At 34.3% G+C, this 16862-nt stretch carries 13 protein-coding genes and 1 tRNA gene; 12 read left to right on the top strand and 2 right to left on the bottom strand.

The annotated features are described in order from the left end of the window. Nucleotides 1-5 precede the first annotated feature (5 nt). The 12 genes from mraY to HM986_RS02300 all read left to right on the top strand — a co-directional run bounded on the left by mraY (nucleotide 6) and on the right by HM986_RS02300 (nucleotide 12634). The gene (gene mraY / locus HM986_RS02355) at nucleotides 6-1247 is read left to right on the top strand and encodes a phospho-N-acetylmuramoyl-pentapeptide-transferase (RefSeq protein ID WP_179333474.1); all 1242 of its coding nucleotides are present in this window, start codon (nucleotides 6-8) and stop codon (nucleotides 1245-1247) included. 96 nt (nucleotides 1248-1343) lie between these two features. After that, the gene (murD, locus tag HM986_RS02350) at nucleotides 1344-2675 is read left to right on the top strand and encodes a UDP-N-acetylmuramoyl-L-alanine--D-glutamate ligase (protein ID WP_179333473.1); all 1332 of its coding nucleotides are present in this window, start codon (nucleotides 1344-1346) and stop codon (nucleotides 2673-2675) included. A gap of 88 nt (nucleotides 2676-2763) precedes the next feature. Beyond that, nucleotides 2764-3954: an FtsW/RodA/SpoVE family cell cycle protein gene (locus HM986_RS02345; RefSeq protein ID WP_179333472.1), complete on the top strand. Its 1191-nt coding sequence runs from the start codon at nucleotides 2764-2766 to the stop codon at nucleotides 3952-3954. Beyond that, nucleotides 3954-5051 carry an undecaprenyldiphospho-muramoylpentapeptide beta-N-acetylglucosaminyltransferase gene (murG, locus tag HM986_RS02340; protein ID WP_179333471.1) on the top strand — a complete coding sequence of 366 codons (1098 nt, stop codon included), beginning with the start codon at nucleotides 3954-3956 and terminating at the stop codon, nucleotides 5049-5051. Before HM986_RS02345 ends, murG begins: the two co-directional genes overlap by 1 nt. Further along, on the top strand, nucleotides 5048-6400 hold the full coding sequence (murC, locus tag HM986_RS02335; protein ID WP_179333470.1) for a UDP-N-acetylmuramate--L-alanine ligase: 1353 nt from the start codon (nucleotides 5048-5050) through the stop codon (nucleotides 6398-6400). The genes murG and murC overlap by 4 nt, the downstream gene beginning before the upstream one ends. Next, nucleotides 6387-7109 (top strand): cell division protein FtsQ/DivIB, encoded by a 723-nt coding sequence (locus tag HM986_RS02330; RefSeq protein ID WP_179333469.1) that lies wholly within the window; start codon nucleotides 6387-6389, stop codon nucleotides 7107-7109. Before murC ends, HM986_RS02330 begins: the two co-directional genes overlap by 14 nt. 3 nt (nucleotides 7110-7112) lie before the next feature. Further along, nucleotides 7113-8444, top strand: a complete 1332-nt coding sequence (gene ftsA / locus HM986_RS02325) for a cell division protein FtsA (protein ID WP_179333468.1) — start codon at nucleotides 7113-7115, stop codon at nucleotides 8442-8444. A 123-nt stretch (nucleotides 8445-8567) separates the two neighbouring features. After that, nucleotides 8568-10502, top strand: coding sequence for a cell division protein FtsZ (gene ftsZ / locus HM986_RS02320; protein ID WP_179333467.1), 1935 nt, complete (start codon nucleotides 8568-8570; stop codon nucleotides 10500-10502). A gap of 166 nt (nucleotides 10503-10668) precedes the next feature. Then, a complete protein-coding gene (locus tag HM986_RS02315; protein WP_179333466.1) occupies nucleotides 10669-11118 on the top strand; it encodes a GatB/YqeY domain-containing protein in 450 nt (149 codons plus the stop codon). A gap of 39 nt (nucleotides 11119-11157) precedes the next feature. Then, a tRNA-Arg gene (locus HM986_RS02310) sits at nucleotides 11158-11231 on the top strand. 399 nt (nucleotides 11232-11630) lie between these two features. After that, a complete protein-coding gene (locus HM986_RS02305; protein ID WP_179333465.1) occupies nucleotides 11631-12005 on the top strand; it encodes a hypothetical protein in 375 nt (124 codons plus the stop codon). Between the two features lie 104 nt (nucleotides 12006-12109). Further along, nucleotides 12110-12634, top strand: coding sequence for a hypothetical protein (locus tag HM986_RS02300; protein ID WP_179333464.1), 525 nt, complete (start codon nucleotides 12110-12112; stop codon nucleotides 12632-12634). Between the two features lie 104 nt (nucleotides 12635-12738). Here HM986_RS02300 and HM986_RS17830 read toward each other — a convergent pair whose 3' ends face one another. Continuing rightward, a complete protein-coding gene (locus HM986_RS17830; protein WP_317167338.1) occupies nucleotides 12739-14820 on the bottom strand; it encodes an FUSC family protein in 2082 nt (693 codons plus the stop codon). Between the two features lie 289 nt (nucleotides 14821-15109). Beyond that, nucleotides 15110-16699: an FMN-binding glutamate synthase family protein gene (locus HM986_RS02290; RefSeq protein WP_179333463.1), complete on the bottom strand. Its 1590-nt coding sequence runs from the start codon at nucleotides 16697-16699 to the stop codon at nucleotides 15110-15112. Nucleotides 16700-16862: the final 163 nt, after the last annotated feature.

The raw sequence follows: 16862 nt of genomic DNA, 5'->3' as shown, positions 1-16862 counted from the left end.
TAAGAATGCTGTATTACTTATTTGAATATTTAGAACAACAGTTCCAATTTCCTGGAGCATCACTTTTTGGGTTTATAACCTTTAGAGCTGCTGTGGCAATTATATTGTCATTGTTGATTTCTACAATTTTTGGTAAACGCATCATTCGATTTTTGCAAAAGCAACAAGTCGGAGAGACGATTCGTGATTTAGGATTAGAAGGTCAAGTTGAAAAAGCAGGTACGCCAACAATGGGTGGGATTATTATTATTCTAGCGACCCTTATTCCTGTGTTGTTATTAGCGAAGCTTGAAAATATCTACATCATCTTACTAATTGTGACCACACTTTGGATGGGAACCATTGGATTTATAGATGATTATATCAAGAAATTCAAAAATGATAAAGATGGGCTAAAAGGGAAATTTAAGGTGCTTGGACAGGTTGGTTTAGGGATTATTGTTGGTGCAACATTATTCTTTCATCAAGATGTTACGCTTAAAGAGAAATTGCCAATTGCGCAGCAACTCGAATTACGCGCTGAAAACCCAGATGTGCAAGCGGCAAAATTATTTAAAGATGAAGAAAAATCGACAAAAACGACCATTCCATTCTTAAAAGATAATGAATTTGATTATTCGGATTTAATTACATGGATTAGTCCAGGTTTAGAGAAGTATACATGGCTCGTATTCATTCTTGTTAGTATTATTATAATTACAGCAGTATCAAATGGTGCAAATCTTACAGATGGTATCGATGGGTTGGCTGCAGGAACATCAGCCATAATTGTATTGACACTTGGGATTTTTGCATGGGTTTCTAGTAATATCGTTTTTTCAGGATATTTAGATATTATGTATATCCCAAGGGCAGAAGAAATTACAATCTACATCGCGGCATTCGTGGGAGCATTAATTGGATTTTTGTGGTACAATACCTATCCGGCTCAGGTGTTTATGGGAGATACAGGGAGTTTAACCATTGGTGGAATAATAGCTGTAATTGCTATTGCAGTTAGAAAAGAGTGGTTGATTCCGATACTATGTGGCATATTCCTAGCAGAAAATTTATCGGTTATTTTACAAGTCAGCTATTTTAAATATACCAGAAAAAAGTTTGGTGAAGGCCGACGCATTTTTAAAATGTCGCCGTTGCATCACCACTATCAAAAATCAGGTTATCACGAGAGTAAAATTGTCACTCGTTTTTGGATTATTGGAATTCTTCTTGCGATAATAACTATTGTTACGTTGAAAATTAGATAAAACAATTTGTCATTTCTGCGCAGGCAGGAATCCACAATAAGAGTAGTAATATAGTAGATTCCTGCCTGCGCAGGAATGACAAAAAGGATTAATAAAATGAAAAGACTTGTAATTCTTGGTGGTGGCGAAAGTGGAGTGGGAACCGCGCTTTTAGGAAAAGCAAAAGGATACGAGGTATTTGTATCAGATAAGGGAAAGATTAAAGAAAAATATAAAAACGTTCTTTTAAATAATGAGATTGAATTTGAAGATGAACAGCATACAGAATCAAAAATTCTGAATGCAGACATCATCATGAAAAGTCCTGGGATTCCAGATAAAGTGGCTTTGGTAAAACAAATTCGTGACACCGGAATAACAATCGTTTCTGAAATAGAATTTGCTTCGAAGTTTACGGATGCAACTTTAGTTGCTATTACAGGTAGTAACGGTAAGACGACAACAGCGACCTTAACACATCATATTTTAAAGCAAGAATTAGATGTTGGATTAGCGGGTAATATCGGTGATAGTTTCGCAAAGCAAATTTTGGAGAAGAATCATGATAATTATGTAATGGAGATTAGCAGTTTTCAATTAGATGATATTATCGATTTTAAACCAAAAATTGCAATGTTAACGAATATTACACCAGATCATTTAGAACGCTATGATTATAAATTTGAAAACTATATCGCTTCAAAATTTAGAGTGATAGAGAATCAAACCGAAGATGATTATTTTATATACGATGCGGATGATGTGGTCATTTTAGAGTATATGAAATCGCATCAAATTCAATCGAAAAAATTACCTTTTTCATTAACAAAAGTTATTGAGCAAGGAGCATATTTAGACAATAACAATATAATAATAACAATAGATAATAATAGAATCATTATGCCAACAGATAATTTAGCATTAGAAGGGAAACACAACGTGAAGAATGCAATGGCAGCTTCTACTGTGGCACATTTACTAAAAATCAGAAAACAAACGATACGCGAAAGTCTTGAGAATTTTCAAGGTGTTGAGCACCGTTTAGAGCACGTTTTAAAGATTAATAAGGTGCAGTATATTAACGACTCAAAAGCAACCAATGTTAATGCAACATATTTCGCGTTAGAAAGTATGGATGCGCCAACAGTTTGGATTGTAGGAGGAGTAGACAAAGGAAATGAATATAGGGAATTATTCAAATTTGTAAACGAAAAAGTAAAAGCTATCATCTGCTTAGGTGTAGATAACGCAAAACTCATGGAGTCTTTTGAGAATATGGTAGATGTTATTGTTGAAACACAATATATGAGTGAGGCGGTGAAGATTGCATACAAACTGGCTAATGCTGGTGATAATGTGTTGTTATCTCCTGCTTGCGCTAGTTTCGATTTGTTTGAAAACTACGAAGATAGAGGAAGACAATTTAAAAATGCGGTTCGTAATTTATAGCGCGGTGGAATTCTTGTGAAAGCCTGAATTCTAAAACATAATGAATACATAATTAAATTCTGTACGAGCAGAAGTAAGAAAAAGTAAAATGCAAAATTTATTCAAACAGATAAAAGGGGATAGAGCCATTTGGGCTATAGTCACGCTGTTGGCTATATTTTCATTTTTGCCTGTGTATAGCGCTGCAAGTAATTTAGCATATCATGGAGGGAATAGTAGTACGTTTTCTTTCTTTATAAAACACTTTATGCATTTGTTTTTGGGCTTTGCAATTATGTTTGGTATTCATAAAGTGCCTTATAAATATTTTCGTGGTTTGTCTATGGTTATGATTCCAATTGTGCTTGTGCTATTGGTAGTGACGATGTTGCAAGGGACAACTATAGATGGTGCCAACGCAAGTCGTTGGATACAAATCCCTATTGTTGGGATGTCTTTTCAGACGTCAACCTTAGCTGCAGTGGTTTTAATGGTTTATGTAGCACGTTATTTATCAAAAATTAAGGATAAAGAAGTTAAGTTTAAAGAAACGATTTTACCTTTGTGGTCACCTGTGTTCTTAATTTTAATCTTAATACTTCCTGCTAATTTTTCTACAACAGCAATTGTGTTTACCATGATTATGATGTTGGCTTTTATAGGAGGCTATCCTTTAAAGTATTTGGCATTAATGATAGTGTCAGGATTGGTTGGTTTAACGATTTTTATTCTTGTTGCAAAAGCGTTTCCTGATGCGATGCCCAACCGTGTTGATACTTGGATAAGTCGTGTTGAAAATTTTTCAAATGGTGAAGATACAGAAGCCGATTATCAAATTGAAAAAGCAAAAATAGCAATCGCTACGGGGATAACACCTTTGGGGCCTGGAAAAAGTATTCAAAAAAACTTTTTACCGCAATCCTCATCGGATTTTATTTTTGCTATTATTATTGAAGAGTACGGCTTATATGGAGGTGTGTTTCTATTGGTTTTATATTTATGGTTGTTATTTAGAATTGTAATTGTAAGTCATAAGTCAGATACGATTTTTGGAAAATTGTTGGTTTTGGCTGTTGGTCTGCCCATTGTATTTCAGGCTTTAATAAATATGGCTGTAGCCGTTGAGTTGTTTCCGGTTACTGGTCAAACATTACCATTAATTAGTAGTGGTGGGACTTCTATTTGGATGACCTGTTTAGCAATAGGGATTATATTAAGTGTAAGCGCAAAGCGCGAAGAATTAAAAGAACAGGAAGATTTGGATGATAATCCATTGGCTATTTTAAGTGAAGCAATTTAATGAGTAAATACAAATTCATATTATCAGGAGGAGGAACAGGAGGACATATTTATCCTGCAGTTGCAATTGCAGACGAATTAAAGTCGCGCTATCCTGATGCGGAATTCTTATTCGTTGGAGCTTCAGACCGAATGGAAATGGATAAAGTGCCGCAAGCAGGTTATACCATTGAAGGTTTATGGATTTCAGGAATTCAACGCCAATTGACGTTGAAGAATTTAGCCTTTCCCTTTAAATTAATAAGTAGTTTATGGCGTTCTAGGGCAATAGTAAACACCTTTAAGCCTGACGCTGTTATTGGTACAGGTGGTTTTGCGAGTGGGCCATTATTACAGGTGGCGTCTTCAAAAGGAATTCCAAGTTTAATACAGGAACAGAATTCATTTCCGGGAATTACGAATAAGTTATTGGCTAAAAAGGTCAATACAATTTGTGTAGCTTATGAAGGTTTAGAAAAATTCTTTCCAAAAGCTAAAATTAGATTAACAGGAAATCCAATTCGTAAGGATTTGCTGCAGGTAAAGGATAAACATATTGAAGGTAAAGATGCTTTTGATTTAAAACATAACAAACAAACACTTTTAGTGTTAGGAGGGAGTTTAGGTGCAAGGCGTATCAATCAATTAATAGAGGCGAATATTGCATTCTTTGAAGCTCAGGACATACAAGTGGTTTGGCAATGTGGAAAATTGTATTACGATCAATACAAGCAGTATAATGATTTGCAAAATGTGCAAGTTCATGCATTTTTAAACCAAATGGATTTGGCATATGCTGCGGCAGATGTTATTATTTCTAGAGCAGGAGCCATTTCGGTCTCAGAATTATGTATTGTGGGTAAACCTGTGATTTTTATTCCGTCACCAAATGTGGCAGAAGATCATCAAACTAAAAATGCGAAATCGGTTGCAGATAAAAATGCGGCTATTTTAATAAGAGAAAATGACTTAGATACTGATTTTCAAACCGAATTTTCAGAATTAATGTCTAATGACGAAAAACAAAAAGAATTAAGTAAAAATATTGAAGCCTTAGCTTTAGTGAATGCTACGAATGCTATTGTTGATGAAGTTGAAAAACTATTGAGAAATAAATGAATTTAGAAACTGTAAATAACGTCTATTTTATTGGTATCGGAGGAATCGGTATGAGTGCTCTTGCGCGTTATTTTGTAGCCAATGGTAAGCAAGTTACTGGTTACGATAAAACAGCAACAGATATTACAAGATCGCTTCAAGATTTGGGTGTTGCTATTCATTTTAATGATAGTGTTTCAGAAATCGATGCGACGTATTTGGATTCAAAATCAACCTTGGTCGTTTATACACCCGCAATTCCAAAGGGACATTCTGAATTTAACTATTTTAAAGATAATGGTTTTTATCTTTTAAAGCGTTCAGCAGTTTTAGGGGAAATTACAAGGCAAACAGTGTGTCTCGCGGTTGCTGGTACACACGGTAAAACAACAACGACTAGTATTTTAGGTCATTTGTTAAATGCCTGTAATATTCCTGTTACGGCATTTTTAGGTGGTATTAGTGAAAACTATAATTCTAACTTAATTCTCAACGGAACGGAAGTCACAGTGGTAGAGGCTGATGAGTTTGATCGATCGTTTTTAACCTTATCTCCAGATTTAGCGTGTATTACGTCTATGGATGCCGATCATTTAGATATCTATGGCAATGCTGAAGAGTTGGTGAAAACTTTTAAGGATTTTTCAGAGTGTATTAAGCCTAACGGAAAGTTATTTGTAAAAAATGGTTTGCCGCTAAAAGGTATCACTTATGGTATAGCGGATGATTCTGACTATAGTGCACAAAATATTTCTATAGAAAATGGTTGTTACGTGTTCGATGTAAAAACACCAACCGGCACGTATAAGGATTTCAAATTTAGTTTGCCAGGTAGGCATAATCTTTCTAATGCTATTATTGCAATAGCAATGGCTGCTGAGTATGGCTGTTCTTATAAAGATCTATCTCAAGCTTTGGAGACTTATAAAGGTGTGAAACGACGATTTACATATCAAATTAAAACGGATAATTTTGTTTTTATCGATGATTACGCACATCATCCTGAAGAAATTAACGCAGTACATCAGGCGGTTAGAGAGATGTATCCCGACAAAAAAGTGTTGGCGATATTTCAACCACATCTCTTCAGTAGAACAAGAGATTTTATAGATGGTTTTGCGGAAAGTCTTTCAAAATTTGATGAATTATTGCTGTTAGATATCTATCCAGCAAGAGAGGTTCCTATCGAAGGAGTGACTTCGGAGTGGCTTTTAAATAAGGTTGAAAATTCAAATAAAAAACTAGTTCAAAAATCGAATTTAATTAAAGAAATAAAAGCATCTGATGCCAAAATTATATTAACTATTGGAGCAGGAGATATTGGGGAAGAGGTAAAACATATAAAAGAAGCGTTTTATGTCGAAAATTAATTATAACTATATTAAAGTCATAGGATTGATTGTTTTAGTGGGCTTTTTGTTTGCCTTTTCTAGTCATAGAAATAAGGTTCGAAAAGTAAGTGAGCCTGATATAAAATTTTTAGGTGAAAATAATTTGTTTATTACAGAAGCGAATGTTAGTAAATTGTTAATACTAAATCAACAACCTGTTTCGGAGCAACCTAAAGATATTATAGATTTGAACGAATTAGAAATTGCCCTGAATTCTAATCCAATGATTAAGCAAGCCGAGGTGTTTATGTCAGTAAACGGAAGGCTTTCGGCTGAAATCGAACAAAAGAGACCTATAGCAAGAGTCAACACAAATGCATCATATTATATAGACGATGAAGGTGGTTTTATGCCGTTGTCTCATAATTATGCTGCAAGAGTTCCACTCGTTACCGGAAATATTAAGAAAAATAAGCTTGAAACTGTCTTCAAATTTGCGAAATTTGCAGACGAGGATGATTTTTTGAAGAAACATGTTATTGAGATTCGTCAGAACGGAGATAATACAATTGATTTTAAAATTAGAAAAAGTGATTTTATAGTTCATTTAGGGACTTTAAAACAACTCGAAAAAAAAATAAACAACTTTAAGGCGTTTTACCAAAAGGCTATAAAGGACCAAATTTTAGATAGCTACAGTGTGGTAAATCTAAAATTTGACAAACAAGTTATTTGCACCAAAAAGTAAGCTATGGACAAACAAAATATTTCAGTTGGTCTTGATATAGGAACCACAAAAATTGTGGCCATGATTGGTCGCAAAAACGAGTATGATAAAGTTGAAATTTTAGGTTTAGGAAAAGCTAAAAGTATGGGTGTGCATCGTGGTGTGGTAAATAATATCACCCAAACGATTCAGTCTATTCAGCAAGCGGTGCAAGAAGCGGAAGCAGCAGCAGGGGAGAAGATTGTTGATGTTACTGTAGGTATTGCTGGTCAGCATATCCGTAGTTTACAACATAGTGACTATATCACACGCCCAAATTCTGATTTAGTCATTGATGAAGATGATATAGATCGTTTAATCAATCAAGTACATAAATTAGTGATGCTTCCGGGTGAGGAAATAATACATGTATTACCACAAGAATTTAAGATTGATGGTCAAGCCGAAATTACAGAGCCAATCGGTATGTATGGAGGGAGACTAGAAGCTAATTTTCATGTTGTAGTCGGTCAGGTGTCCTCAATTAGAAATGTTGGTCGCTGTATAAAAAGTGCAGGTTTAAATCTTGAAGGGATTACATTAGAACCCTTAGCATCTGCAAATGCGGTATTGAGCAGAGAAGAAAAGGAAGCTGGTGTTGCGTTAATTGATATAGGGGGTGGTACAACAGATTTAGCTGTTTTTAAAGATGGCATAATTCGCCATACTGCTGTAATTCCTTTCGGTGGAAATGTTATTACAGAAGATATAAAAGAAGGCTGTTCAATTATAGAAAAGCAAGCAGAGCTTTTAAAAGTGAAGTTCGGTTCTGCATGGCCAGGAGAAAATAAAGACAATGAAATTGTATCTATTCCAGGATTAAGAGGAAGAGAGCCAAAAGAGATCACATTAAAAAACTTGTCTAAAATTATCCATGCGAGAGTTGTGGAAATTGTAGAGCAAGTGTATGTTGAAATAAAAAATTACGGTCACGAAGAACAGAAGAAAAAATTGATTGGAGGTATAGTTTTAACAGGTGGCGGTGCACAACTAAAACATCTAAAACAATTGGTTGAATATATCACAGGGATGGATACGAGGATAGGTTATCCAAACGAGCATTTAGCTGGTGATAGCGATGAAGATATAGCGAGTCCCTTATTTGCGACAGCTGTTGGTTTAGTGATGGATGGCTTAAAGCGACAAGAACGCAAAAAAGTTGAAGCTATCGAAGAAGAGGTGATAGAAGCAGTTGAAGAAGAGCATGTCCCAGAGCCAGAAATTGAAGTTAGAGAAGAAGTGCCAATAAAGGAACGTCGTTCGTTTTTAGATAAATTAACAGAGCGTGTAAAAGATTTTTTGGATAATGCGGAATAAGTGCAAAGCATTTTAATTTCGCTTAAATTCAAATTAGAAAGAATAAAATAAATAAAACTGTAAGGACAACTCGTAAGTTGTTTTTACTTACAAAGAATAGAATAATAGTAAATCCATAATAAAATGAGTAGTAGCAACGAATTTGGAAATATTTCATTTGATTTGCCAAAGCATCAATCAAACGTCATCAAAGTAATTGGTGTCGGTGGAGGTGGAAGTAATGCCATCAATCACATGTTTCAACAAGGTATTAAAGGAGTTGATTTTGTAATCTGTAATACAGATTCGCAAGCACTTCAGAATAGTGGCGTTCCAAACAAAATACAATTAGGTGTTGCCTTAACAGAAGGTTTAGGAGCAGGTGCAAATCCCGATGTTGGTGAAGAAGCAGCAATAGAAAGTTTAGAAGACATTCGCAGAATGTTAGATACCAATACAAAAATGGTATTTATAACTGCAGGAATGGGAGGTGGTACAGGTACAGGTGCTGCCCCAGTCATTGCTAAAATGGCTAAGGAACTCGATATTCTAACGGTTGGGATTGTAACTATGCCATTCCAATTTGAAGGAAAAATGCGTAACGCACAAGCGCAACGTGGTATCGAAAAACTACGTTCTCATGTCGATTCGCTAGTTGTGATTAACAATAATAAACTTCGTGAAGTTTATGGAAACCTTGGGTTTAAAGCAGGTTTCTCTAAAGCTGACGAAGTGTTATCCACAGCCTCTCGTGGTATTGCGGAAGTTATAACACATCACTACACTCAGAATATTGATTTACGTGATGCTAAAACCGTATTGAGTAATAGTGGTACAGCGATTATGGGATCTGCTACTGCGTCTGGACAAACCAGAGCTCAAGAAGCTATTATGAGTGCCCTCGATTCACCTTTACTTAACGATAATAAAATTACAGGAGCTAAAAACGTATTGTTGCTAATCGTTTCTGGTTCACAGGAAATTACTATTGATGAAATCGGGGAAATTAACGATCATATCCAAAATGAAGCTGGTCATGGAGCCAATATAATTATGGGTGTTGGTGAAGATGCTGAATTGCAAGAGTCTATTTCTGTAACTATCATTGCTACAGGATTTGATTTAGATCAACAGAATGAAATTTCTAATACAGAGACTAAGAAAGTAATTCATGCTTTAGGAGAAACTACAGAGACGAGTACTCAAGAAAAAGAGCCTGCGATTATCACTCCAGATATTGTTTTAGAAAAAGAAAAAGAAGCACCAATTGTTCGTCATACATTACTTGAAGAAGAAGAAGAGGTTAAAGATGTGCCAAAAGCAGAAGATAATGATGGAACAAACTTAATTGCAACTACAGATTTCTTAAGAAATATGAATGTAGTATACGATGAAGTTTTAGACACAAAACCACAAGCTACAATAGAACCTGAAGAATTTGTTATTACACCAATTGTAAATAAGGCAGAAAAAATAGAAGAAGTAAAAGAAGAGCAGATAACATTTTCATTCGATTTACCTTTAACAAATAAAGAACCAGAAAAAGTAGAGCAGCCAAAAGCTGAAGAAGAAAAGATGTTTTTTAGTTTAGATGAAGAGGTTAAGTCTATTGATGTTAATGAGCCAGTTGAAATCATTGCAGTAACAGAAGTTAATGAACAAGGTGAAAAGCGCTATGCTTTAGATGATTTTGAAACGTTTCAATCGTCTATAAACACTAAAAAAGAAAAAACTGAAGTAAAGGAAGAAATTGTTTTTGAAAAGAAAACAGTTCCTGCGGTTGATACACCTGAAGTTAGAGAAGAAGAGATTGATCCAATGAACAGTCCTATCTCAGAGTTGCTTATTGCACGTGCAGATGAGCGCAGAAGAAAAATGAAAGATTTCAATTATAAGTTTAATGATGCTAAAATAAACGAAATCGAGAAAGTACCTGCTTACAAAAGACAGGGTGTTAATTTAGAAGATGCTCAGCATTCTTCTGAAACAAAAGCTTCAAGAATGTCCGTTGGCACCGATGAAAATGACGATATTCAATTAAGAAGTAATAATTCATTTTTACACGATAATGTAGATTAATAGCAAATTTAATTTATGGTGTTAAAGCACTAAAAACTAGTCCAAAAAGCTCCTTTAGCTTTTTGGACTTTTTTTTTGAATAAAATTTAATAGGTATCTGTTATTCTTCTGTAAGCTAAGACGAACTTTTTAGTATCTTCGCAGTCTTATTTAAAGGAACAGGATTATGAGTTTACAAGTAGATATTATGACTGCTATGAAAGCAGCAATGAAAGGGAAAGACCAAACAGCCTTAGCTGCATTGCGAGCGGTAAAATCAGAAATACTATTAGCACAAACGGCAACAGGTTCTAAAGAAGATATTTCTGAAGAAGAAGAAATAAAGATTTTATCTAAAATGGTAAAACAGCGTAAGGATAGTGCCGCCATATTCTTAGAACAAAACCGTAATGATTTAGCTGAGCCAGAAATAGCGCAAGCTGAAGTAATTAGTCAGTTTCTACCAACACAACTTTCGGAAGAAGAAATTACCATTGTAGTGATGAAAACTATCGCAGCAACAGGTGCAGAAGGTATGAAGGATATGGGTAAGGTTATGGGAATGGTGAGTCAGGAATTAGCTGGTAAGGCTGATGGAAAAACTATTTCGAGTATTGTAAAAGCGAAATTATCATAAGACAATAAAAAAGATATTCCTGTTTTTTAAGGAATTAATGGCTGCGTAGTTCAACTGGATAGAATATCAGATTTCGGCTCTGAGGGTTGGGGGTTCGAATCCCTTCGCGGTCACGAATAAATAGTTTCATAAGAAAAAACGCCAAGCTTGCTTGAGCGTTTTTTCGTTGAAACTATTTTCAAAGCGGAGCTTTAAAGGATGCGTAGCAATCCTTTAAAGCTTCGTTTTGTTATGGACATAAAGAGAGTGTAAGCTCGCTTGAGCGTTTTTTCTGGTGTAACTATTTCTAAAACGTAGCTCTAAGGGGTAATGGTACAACTCTAACCTTTATTTAGTCTTATAGAAAAAACGATTTTCAAAATGCTGTCAAATAACAAGACTTATGTGATATTAAGTATCTGTGGTATTTAGTAAATAAAAATCTAAATATTAAGAGCGGCAATAATTTAACAGTCATTTAGTAAGTGATTCCCAAATTATAGATTTACTTTGTACTATAATTCAGGTTGAAAATGATTAAAACACTTTTTAGTATATTATTGTTTCTTGCTAGTTTGGGTACTTTTGCTCATGCTTGCGATATGCAATTGCTAAATAGTGATTTAGAATTGTCGGTAAGTATTATTGATAGTTCTAATGAAGTTGTGAAGTATTCTACCACACATCATTCGTTTTTCGATATTCAATCAGAAAATTATAATGTTGTTTTCTTCAGTGATACTGAGCCTTCTCGGATAGACAGAGTTTTAGAAAATTCTAATGGAATTATCAATCGAAGCCAACAACTTTCTGCTGTATTAAGCTCTCAATTTAGTAATGCAGCCCTACAGAATTTTAATACTCTCTACTTACGGGAGATTCTTTTTCCATTTCATTCTTTTTGGTAAATTAAATGTAATAACATCATGTAAGATGATGTCTGTATATGACATAATACTGTCATCGCGTTTATTATAGATTTAAAATTAATATCAAAAAAAATTAAAAAATCATGGGAACAGGATTATTTGTTATCGATGCGATTATAATCGCTATCGTTATTTTACCGTTTGTTTTATTTATAAACGGAAGTAAAAAAAGAAAACGAAAATTACGAAAAGCACTTCAGTTAGAAGCAACACAAAGCAATTGTAAATTAACTAAGATTGAAATCGATAGTAATTTTGCAATAGGAATTGATGAGGAAGAACAAAAATTATTTTTTTATAAAGAAACAAGTGAGTTCTCGTTTGCGGAAGTTGTAGACTTAAAATCGATAGTGACTTGTAAAACTCTAAGAGAAAACAAGCGTGTAAAGGACAAAACAAAAGACTATGATGTTATTGATAAATTGCAACTGTCATTTGTTCATCACAATTTAAAGGATGTTACGGATTTTATGTTATACAACAATGATGATGAAATGGTTTTAAATAATGAAATTACCATAGCACAAAAATGGCAAGATTATGTAAACAATTTTATAGCAATTAAGGCTGCATCACAAGAAGGGGATAAGGCATTAGCTGTGGCTTAATCGTAACCTATTATATCTTTTTAAAAAAAAACTTCTTTCAAAATCAATTTAGAAAGAAGTTTTTTTTATCACTATGCTTCAAGTGAAAAATGTTCTGACAGGGGTTAATGTACTTTAAACTTATAGGTAAGTTTTAGCATTTTTTCACTTAATGAAAATAGCCAATAGAATTGTTCCCAAATTAAATGTGCTTCCTTATGCGTTTGTTCGCTGTTGGTTTGTGAAATTGTATCATTTGTAATACGATTAAAGGGAAAGTTAAAAGGTATAGGTTCATAAATAGAAGCTGTTTCAATTGGATCTTCAAAATTTATATCCATTAATTGCGTACAGATCTTGTCTAGATTTTCCGTAATCTTTTCTGAAATTACGATGAAATCTTCTGAAGCCTCCGTTGTGCTGTGATTCTGTATATAGGAACTTAAAGAAGCTAAAGACGACAGGAAACTATGATTTATCACCACTAATTCGTAAATGTCCTCTATATGATTTTGTTTAGACTCAGGTTCTTGCGCCATTCGCTGAAATGCAGAACTTAAATTAGACGTTTGTAAAAAGGCTTCTTTGCGGTTAACTTTTAAGCTTGTTGGTACAGCTCCTTTTTTTATGTAAAAGGTAGTAATGGATTTAAAAAAGTCTGTATTCGCTTTTAAACTATTCTTAATAGTATCACCGATTTCCATAAACGACCAAGCCGGCCAAAGCCAACGCATTACTAAATAAGAAAGCGTAGCGCCAATCAAGGTATCAATGACTCTAAATTGGATAACTTTTAAGATATCAGGTTGAAGGATAGCATAAATAAATATAACACTTAACGTAATAAAGGTTGCGGACGCTTTGTAGTTTTTTTGTACCATAGAAAACGCAACAACTAAAGATAAAATCCCTAATGCTCCATAAATGTATGGGTCACTTACTAAAAACACTAATCCACTTGCTAGAGCTGCACCAATTAGTGTGCCTATCATTCGGTCTTTAGAACGTGTTTTTGTTAGTCCGTAACTAGGACGCATAATAACTATTACGGTAAGTATAATCCAGTATGGGTTTTGAAAATCAAAGAATAAACCAATCCCGTAACCAAGCATTACAGCAACTGCTAATCTGAGAGAATGTCTAAAAATCGTTGATCTAAAGCTTAAATTCCTAAGAATTAATTTAGGATCGTAATCTTGCGAAGCTACAAAACGCTTTAGTTTATCGTTTTTAATATAGTCATCTGATGAGAGTTCGGGATTACCTAATAGCCATTTAATTTTCTTTAATTTTTCAAATTGTTTTTTTTGGTAATCCAGCAGGTTTTGAAGCATTAAATAACGGTCGTAATCTTCAATTTGATTTTCATTTTTAAATTTTAAAATGTCATTTTCCAATGTTTTTAATGCATCAGATAGCACTTTGTTAGATGGAAATCGTTTGGATTTGTTGCTGTGCTCTGCAATAGATCGAAGTTGATATGATAATTCTAAAATCAATTTTTGGAAGTCGGCTTTTAACTCTGGATATTTTCTAAAAAGCACATCCATTTTTTCGTAATTTACTGGATTTGCAATAGCTGTTTCCAATATTTCTACAAGTTGGATAAAAACTAACAAACGTCTACTTTGATAATTCGATTTTCCTGAGCTTTTTCGAGATAAAATTAATATTTCTCGCAAAGTTTCGTGGTGTTCAGTTAAGGCACTTTGCAAGGTCATTAGTTGTGTTTGCAGGCTTTCTCGATCTGGTTGGTCACCAATGAGTTGTCTTCTAGTATCTAAAAAATCTGCGGTGAGCAGAAAAGTTTCATTTAAGGTTTGTTCAGTTTGAGCTTTTGGATTGAGCAGAAACCATAGTGTAGATAGTAATAAATACCACAAACCGCCAAGCCCAATGAATAAAGCATATTCATAAACTTCTAAGTTCTTTGAAGTGTGCGCAAAACTTAGAACCAATGCCAATAATCCAGAAAAGCTAATTAGAGATGCCCTAAAACCATAGATAGATAGAAAGGCTATACTAAATGTTAATAGACCTAAAATAGGGAAGAGTAAAAAGTTTGAAATATTGAGATAGCCACCAATAAAACTAATAACGACGACTAAAACAGCAGAAAAAAGAATCCCAACCTGTTTGTGTTTTAAGCGGCCACTAATATCACTCGGTGAGCACCAAAACGCACCAAAACAAAGAGCTAAGCCGATTTCAAAATGATCAGTTACAATCCCTAAAACAATGGGTATAGTAACAGCAATACCAATTAAAACGGCTTTTGAAAAGCTAGTGCTTTTAAAGAATTCTATTAACTCTTTAGCGGGTTTTGAGATGGAAGCTAAAATTGGATTAATGATTTAATGGTTCTGTGTAAAGATACGATTTGAATAGAGATCATTGTCGTTAATTATCTGAAGTCATAAAACAGCGATGTAAAAAAAAGCTGTTAACTTATGTTTAGAAAAGTTAACAGCTCTTAATATATAATGAGTATCCAATTTATTTCATGATACGCGTCAATTGGAAAAACTTTTTATATTCCTGAGGTATGGTGTCAATGTTTAATAAAGAACCTTCTTCAATAGGTGGGTAGATATCATGGTAAGTTTTTACCACGTAGAGACCAACTCTTTTGCTAATATGATCTCGTGTTAATTCCGCAGGACTATTAAGTCCGGCAGCAGCTACAAGTTCTAAGAAGCTGTGAATTGTAGCTTCGTGATAACGTTTTGCTCGTGGTGCCTTGTCTTCAACAACTAATCCTTTTACTAAAGAAGGATTCTGTGTCGCAACACCAACAGGGCAGGTATTCGTATTACATTGCAAGGCTTGTATACATCCAATAGACAGCATCATGGCGCGTGCACTATTGCATCCGTCGGCACCTAAAGCAAGAGCTCTTGCCATGTGAAAACCTGTGATTATTTTTCCGGCAACAATTACTTTGATATCTTTTCTTAAGTTGAAACCAACTAAAGTATCATGCACAAAAATTAAGCCTTCACGCAAAGGCATACCCATAGAATTAGAAAATTCAACAGGTGCAGCACCTGTACCACCTTCTCCACCATCTACAGTAATAAAATCTGGAAGAATCCCTGTGAAAATCATAGCTTCGCAGAAGTCCATAAATTCTTGCTTTCTACCTAAACATAATTTAAAACCAACAGGTTTTCCATCAGAAAGATCTCTAAGTTTTTTTATGAAATACATAAATTGAATAGGATCCGAAAATGCTGAGTGCGATGGAGGCGAGTGTACCGCAATACCAGGTTTTACGTGTCTTATTTTTGCAATTTCTTCGGTGTTTTTGGAAGCTGGTAAAATTCCACCATGACCAGGCTTAGCACCTTGAGACAATTTAATCTCAATCATCTTAACCTCTTCTCTTAGCGCATTTTCTCTAAAGGTTATTTCGTTAAATGTGCCATCATCATGTCGGCAACCAAAATATCCTGTACCAATTTGCCAAATTAAATCTCCTCCATGTTTTAAATGGTAATCACTAATAGCACCTTCACCTGTATTATGGGCAAAATTCCCCATTTTGGCACCTTTGTTTAATGCCATTACAGCATTTTTACTTAAGGACCCAAAACTCATCGCTGAGATATTTAATAAACTTGAAGAATAAGGTTGCTTACAATCTTTTCCTCCAATTAATAAACGTTGAAATTCACCTATGTTTTTAGGATTTGTTTTGGCATACATAGAATGTTCTAGCCATTCGTATCCAGAATGATAAATGTCCATCTGTGTACCAAAAGGCTCCGTGTCATTTTCACCTTTTGCTCTTCGGTAAATTAAAGATCTTAAAATACGATTAAGCGGTCTTCCTTCTGTATCTGTTTCGACGAAATATTGCATAATTTCTGGACGAATAGATTCCAGCATATATCTAAACCGTCCTATCAAGGGGAAGTTACGTCGTATGGTATGAGAAGTCTGTAAAATATCAAAAACACCCATAATAATGAGTGGCCCTATTAACAGGAATACCCATAAAATAGGTTGCCAAACAAAAGCTATTCCGATAATAGCCAAAGTAAGAATGATAGAAACTATAATAAAGTATTCACGGACTTTCATAGTGATAATTTTAAATTAATTGGCAAAGATAGGATTACCCAGTCAAATAATAAATTAAAATTGAATGGTTTGTCTTTTTTTGATGATTATTATTTTAAATTGATAATTATACTCAGATTTTTTTAAAAATCTCGTAAAATATGGGCGTCAATAAACAGAAAGG

Source organism: Winogradskyella costae, from assembly GCF_013403865.1.
Lineage (GTDB): Bacteria > Bacteroidota > Bacteroidia > Flavobacteriales > Flavobacteriaceae > Winogradskyella > Winogradskyella costae.
Note: the sequence above shows the minus strand (reverse complement) of the source record. Positions and strands in the feature narration are given on the sequence as shown.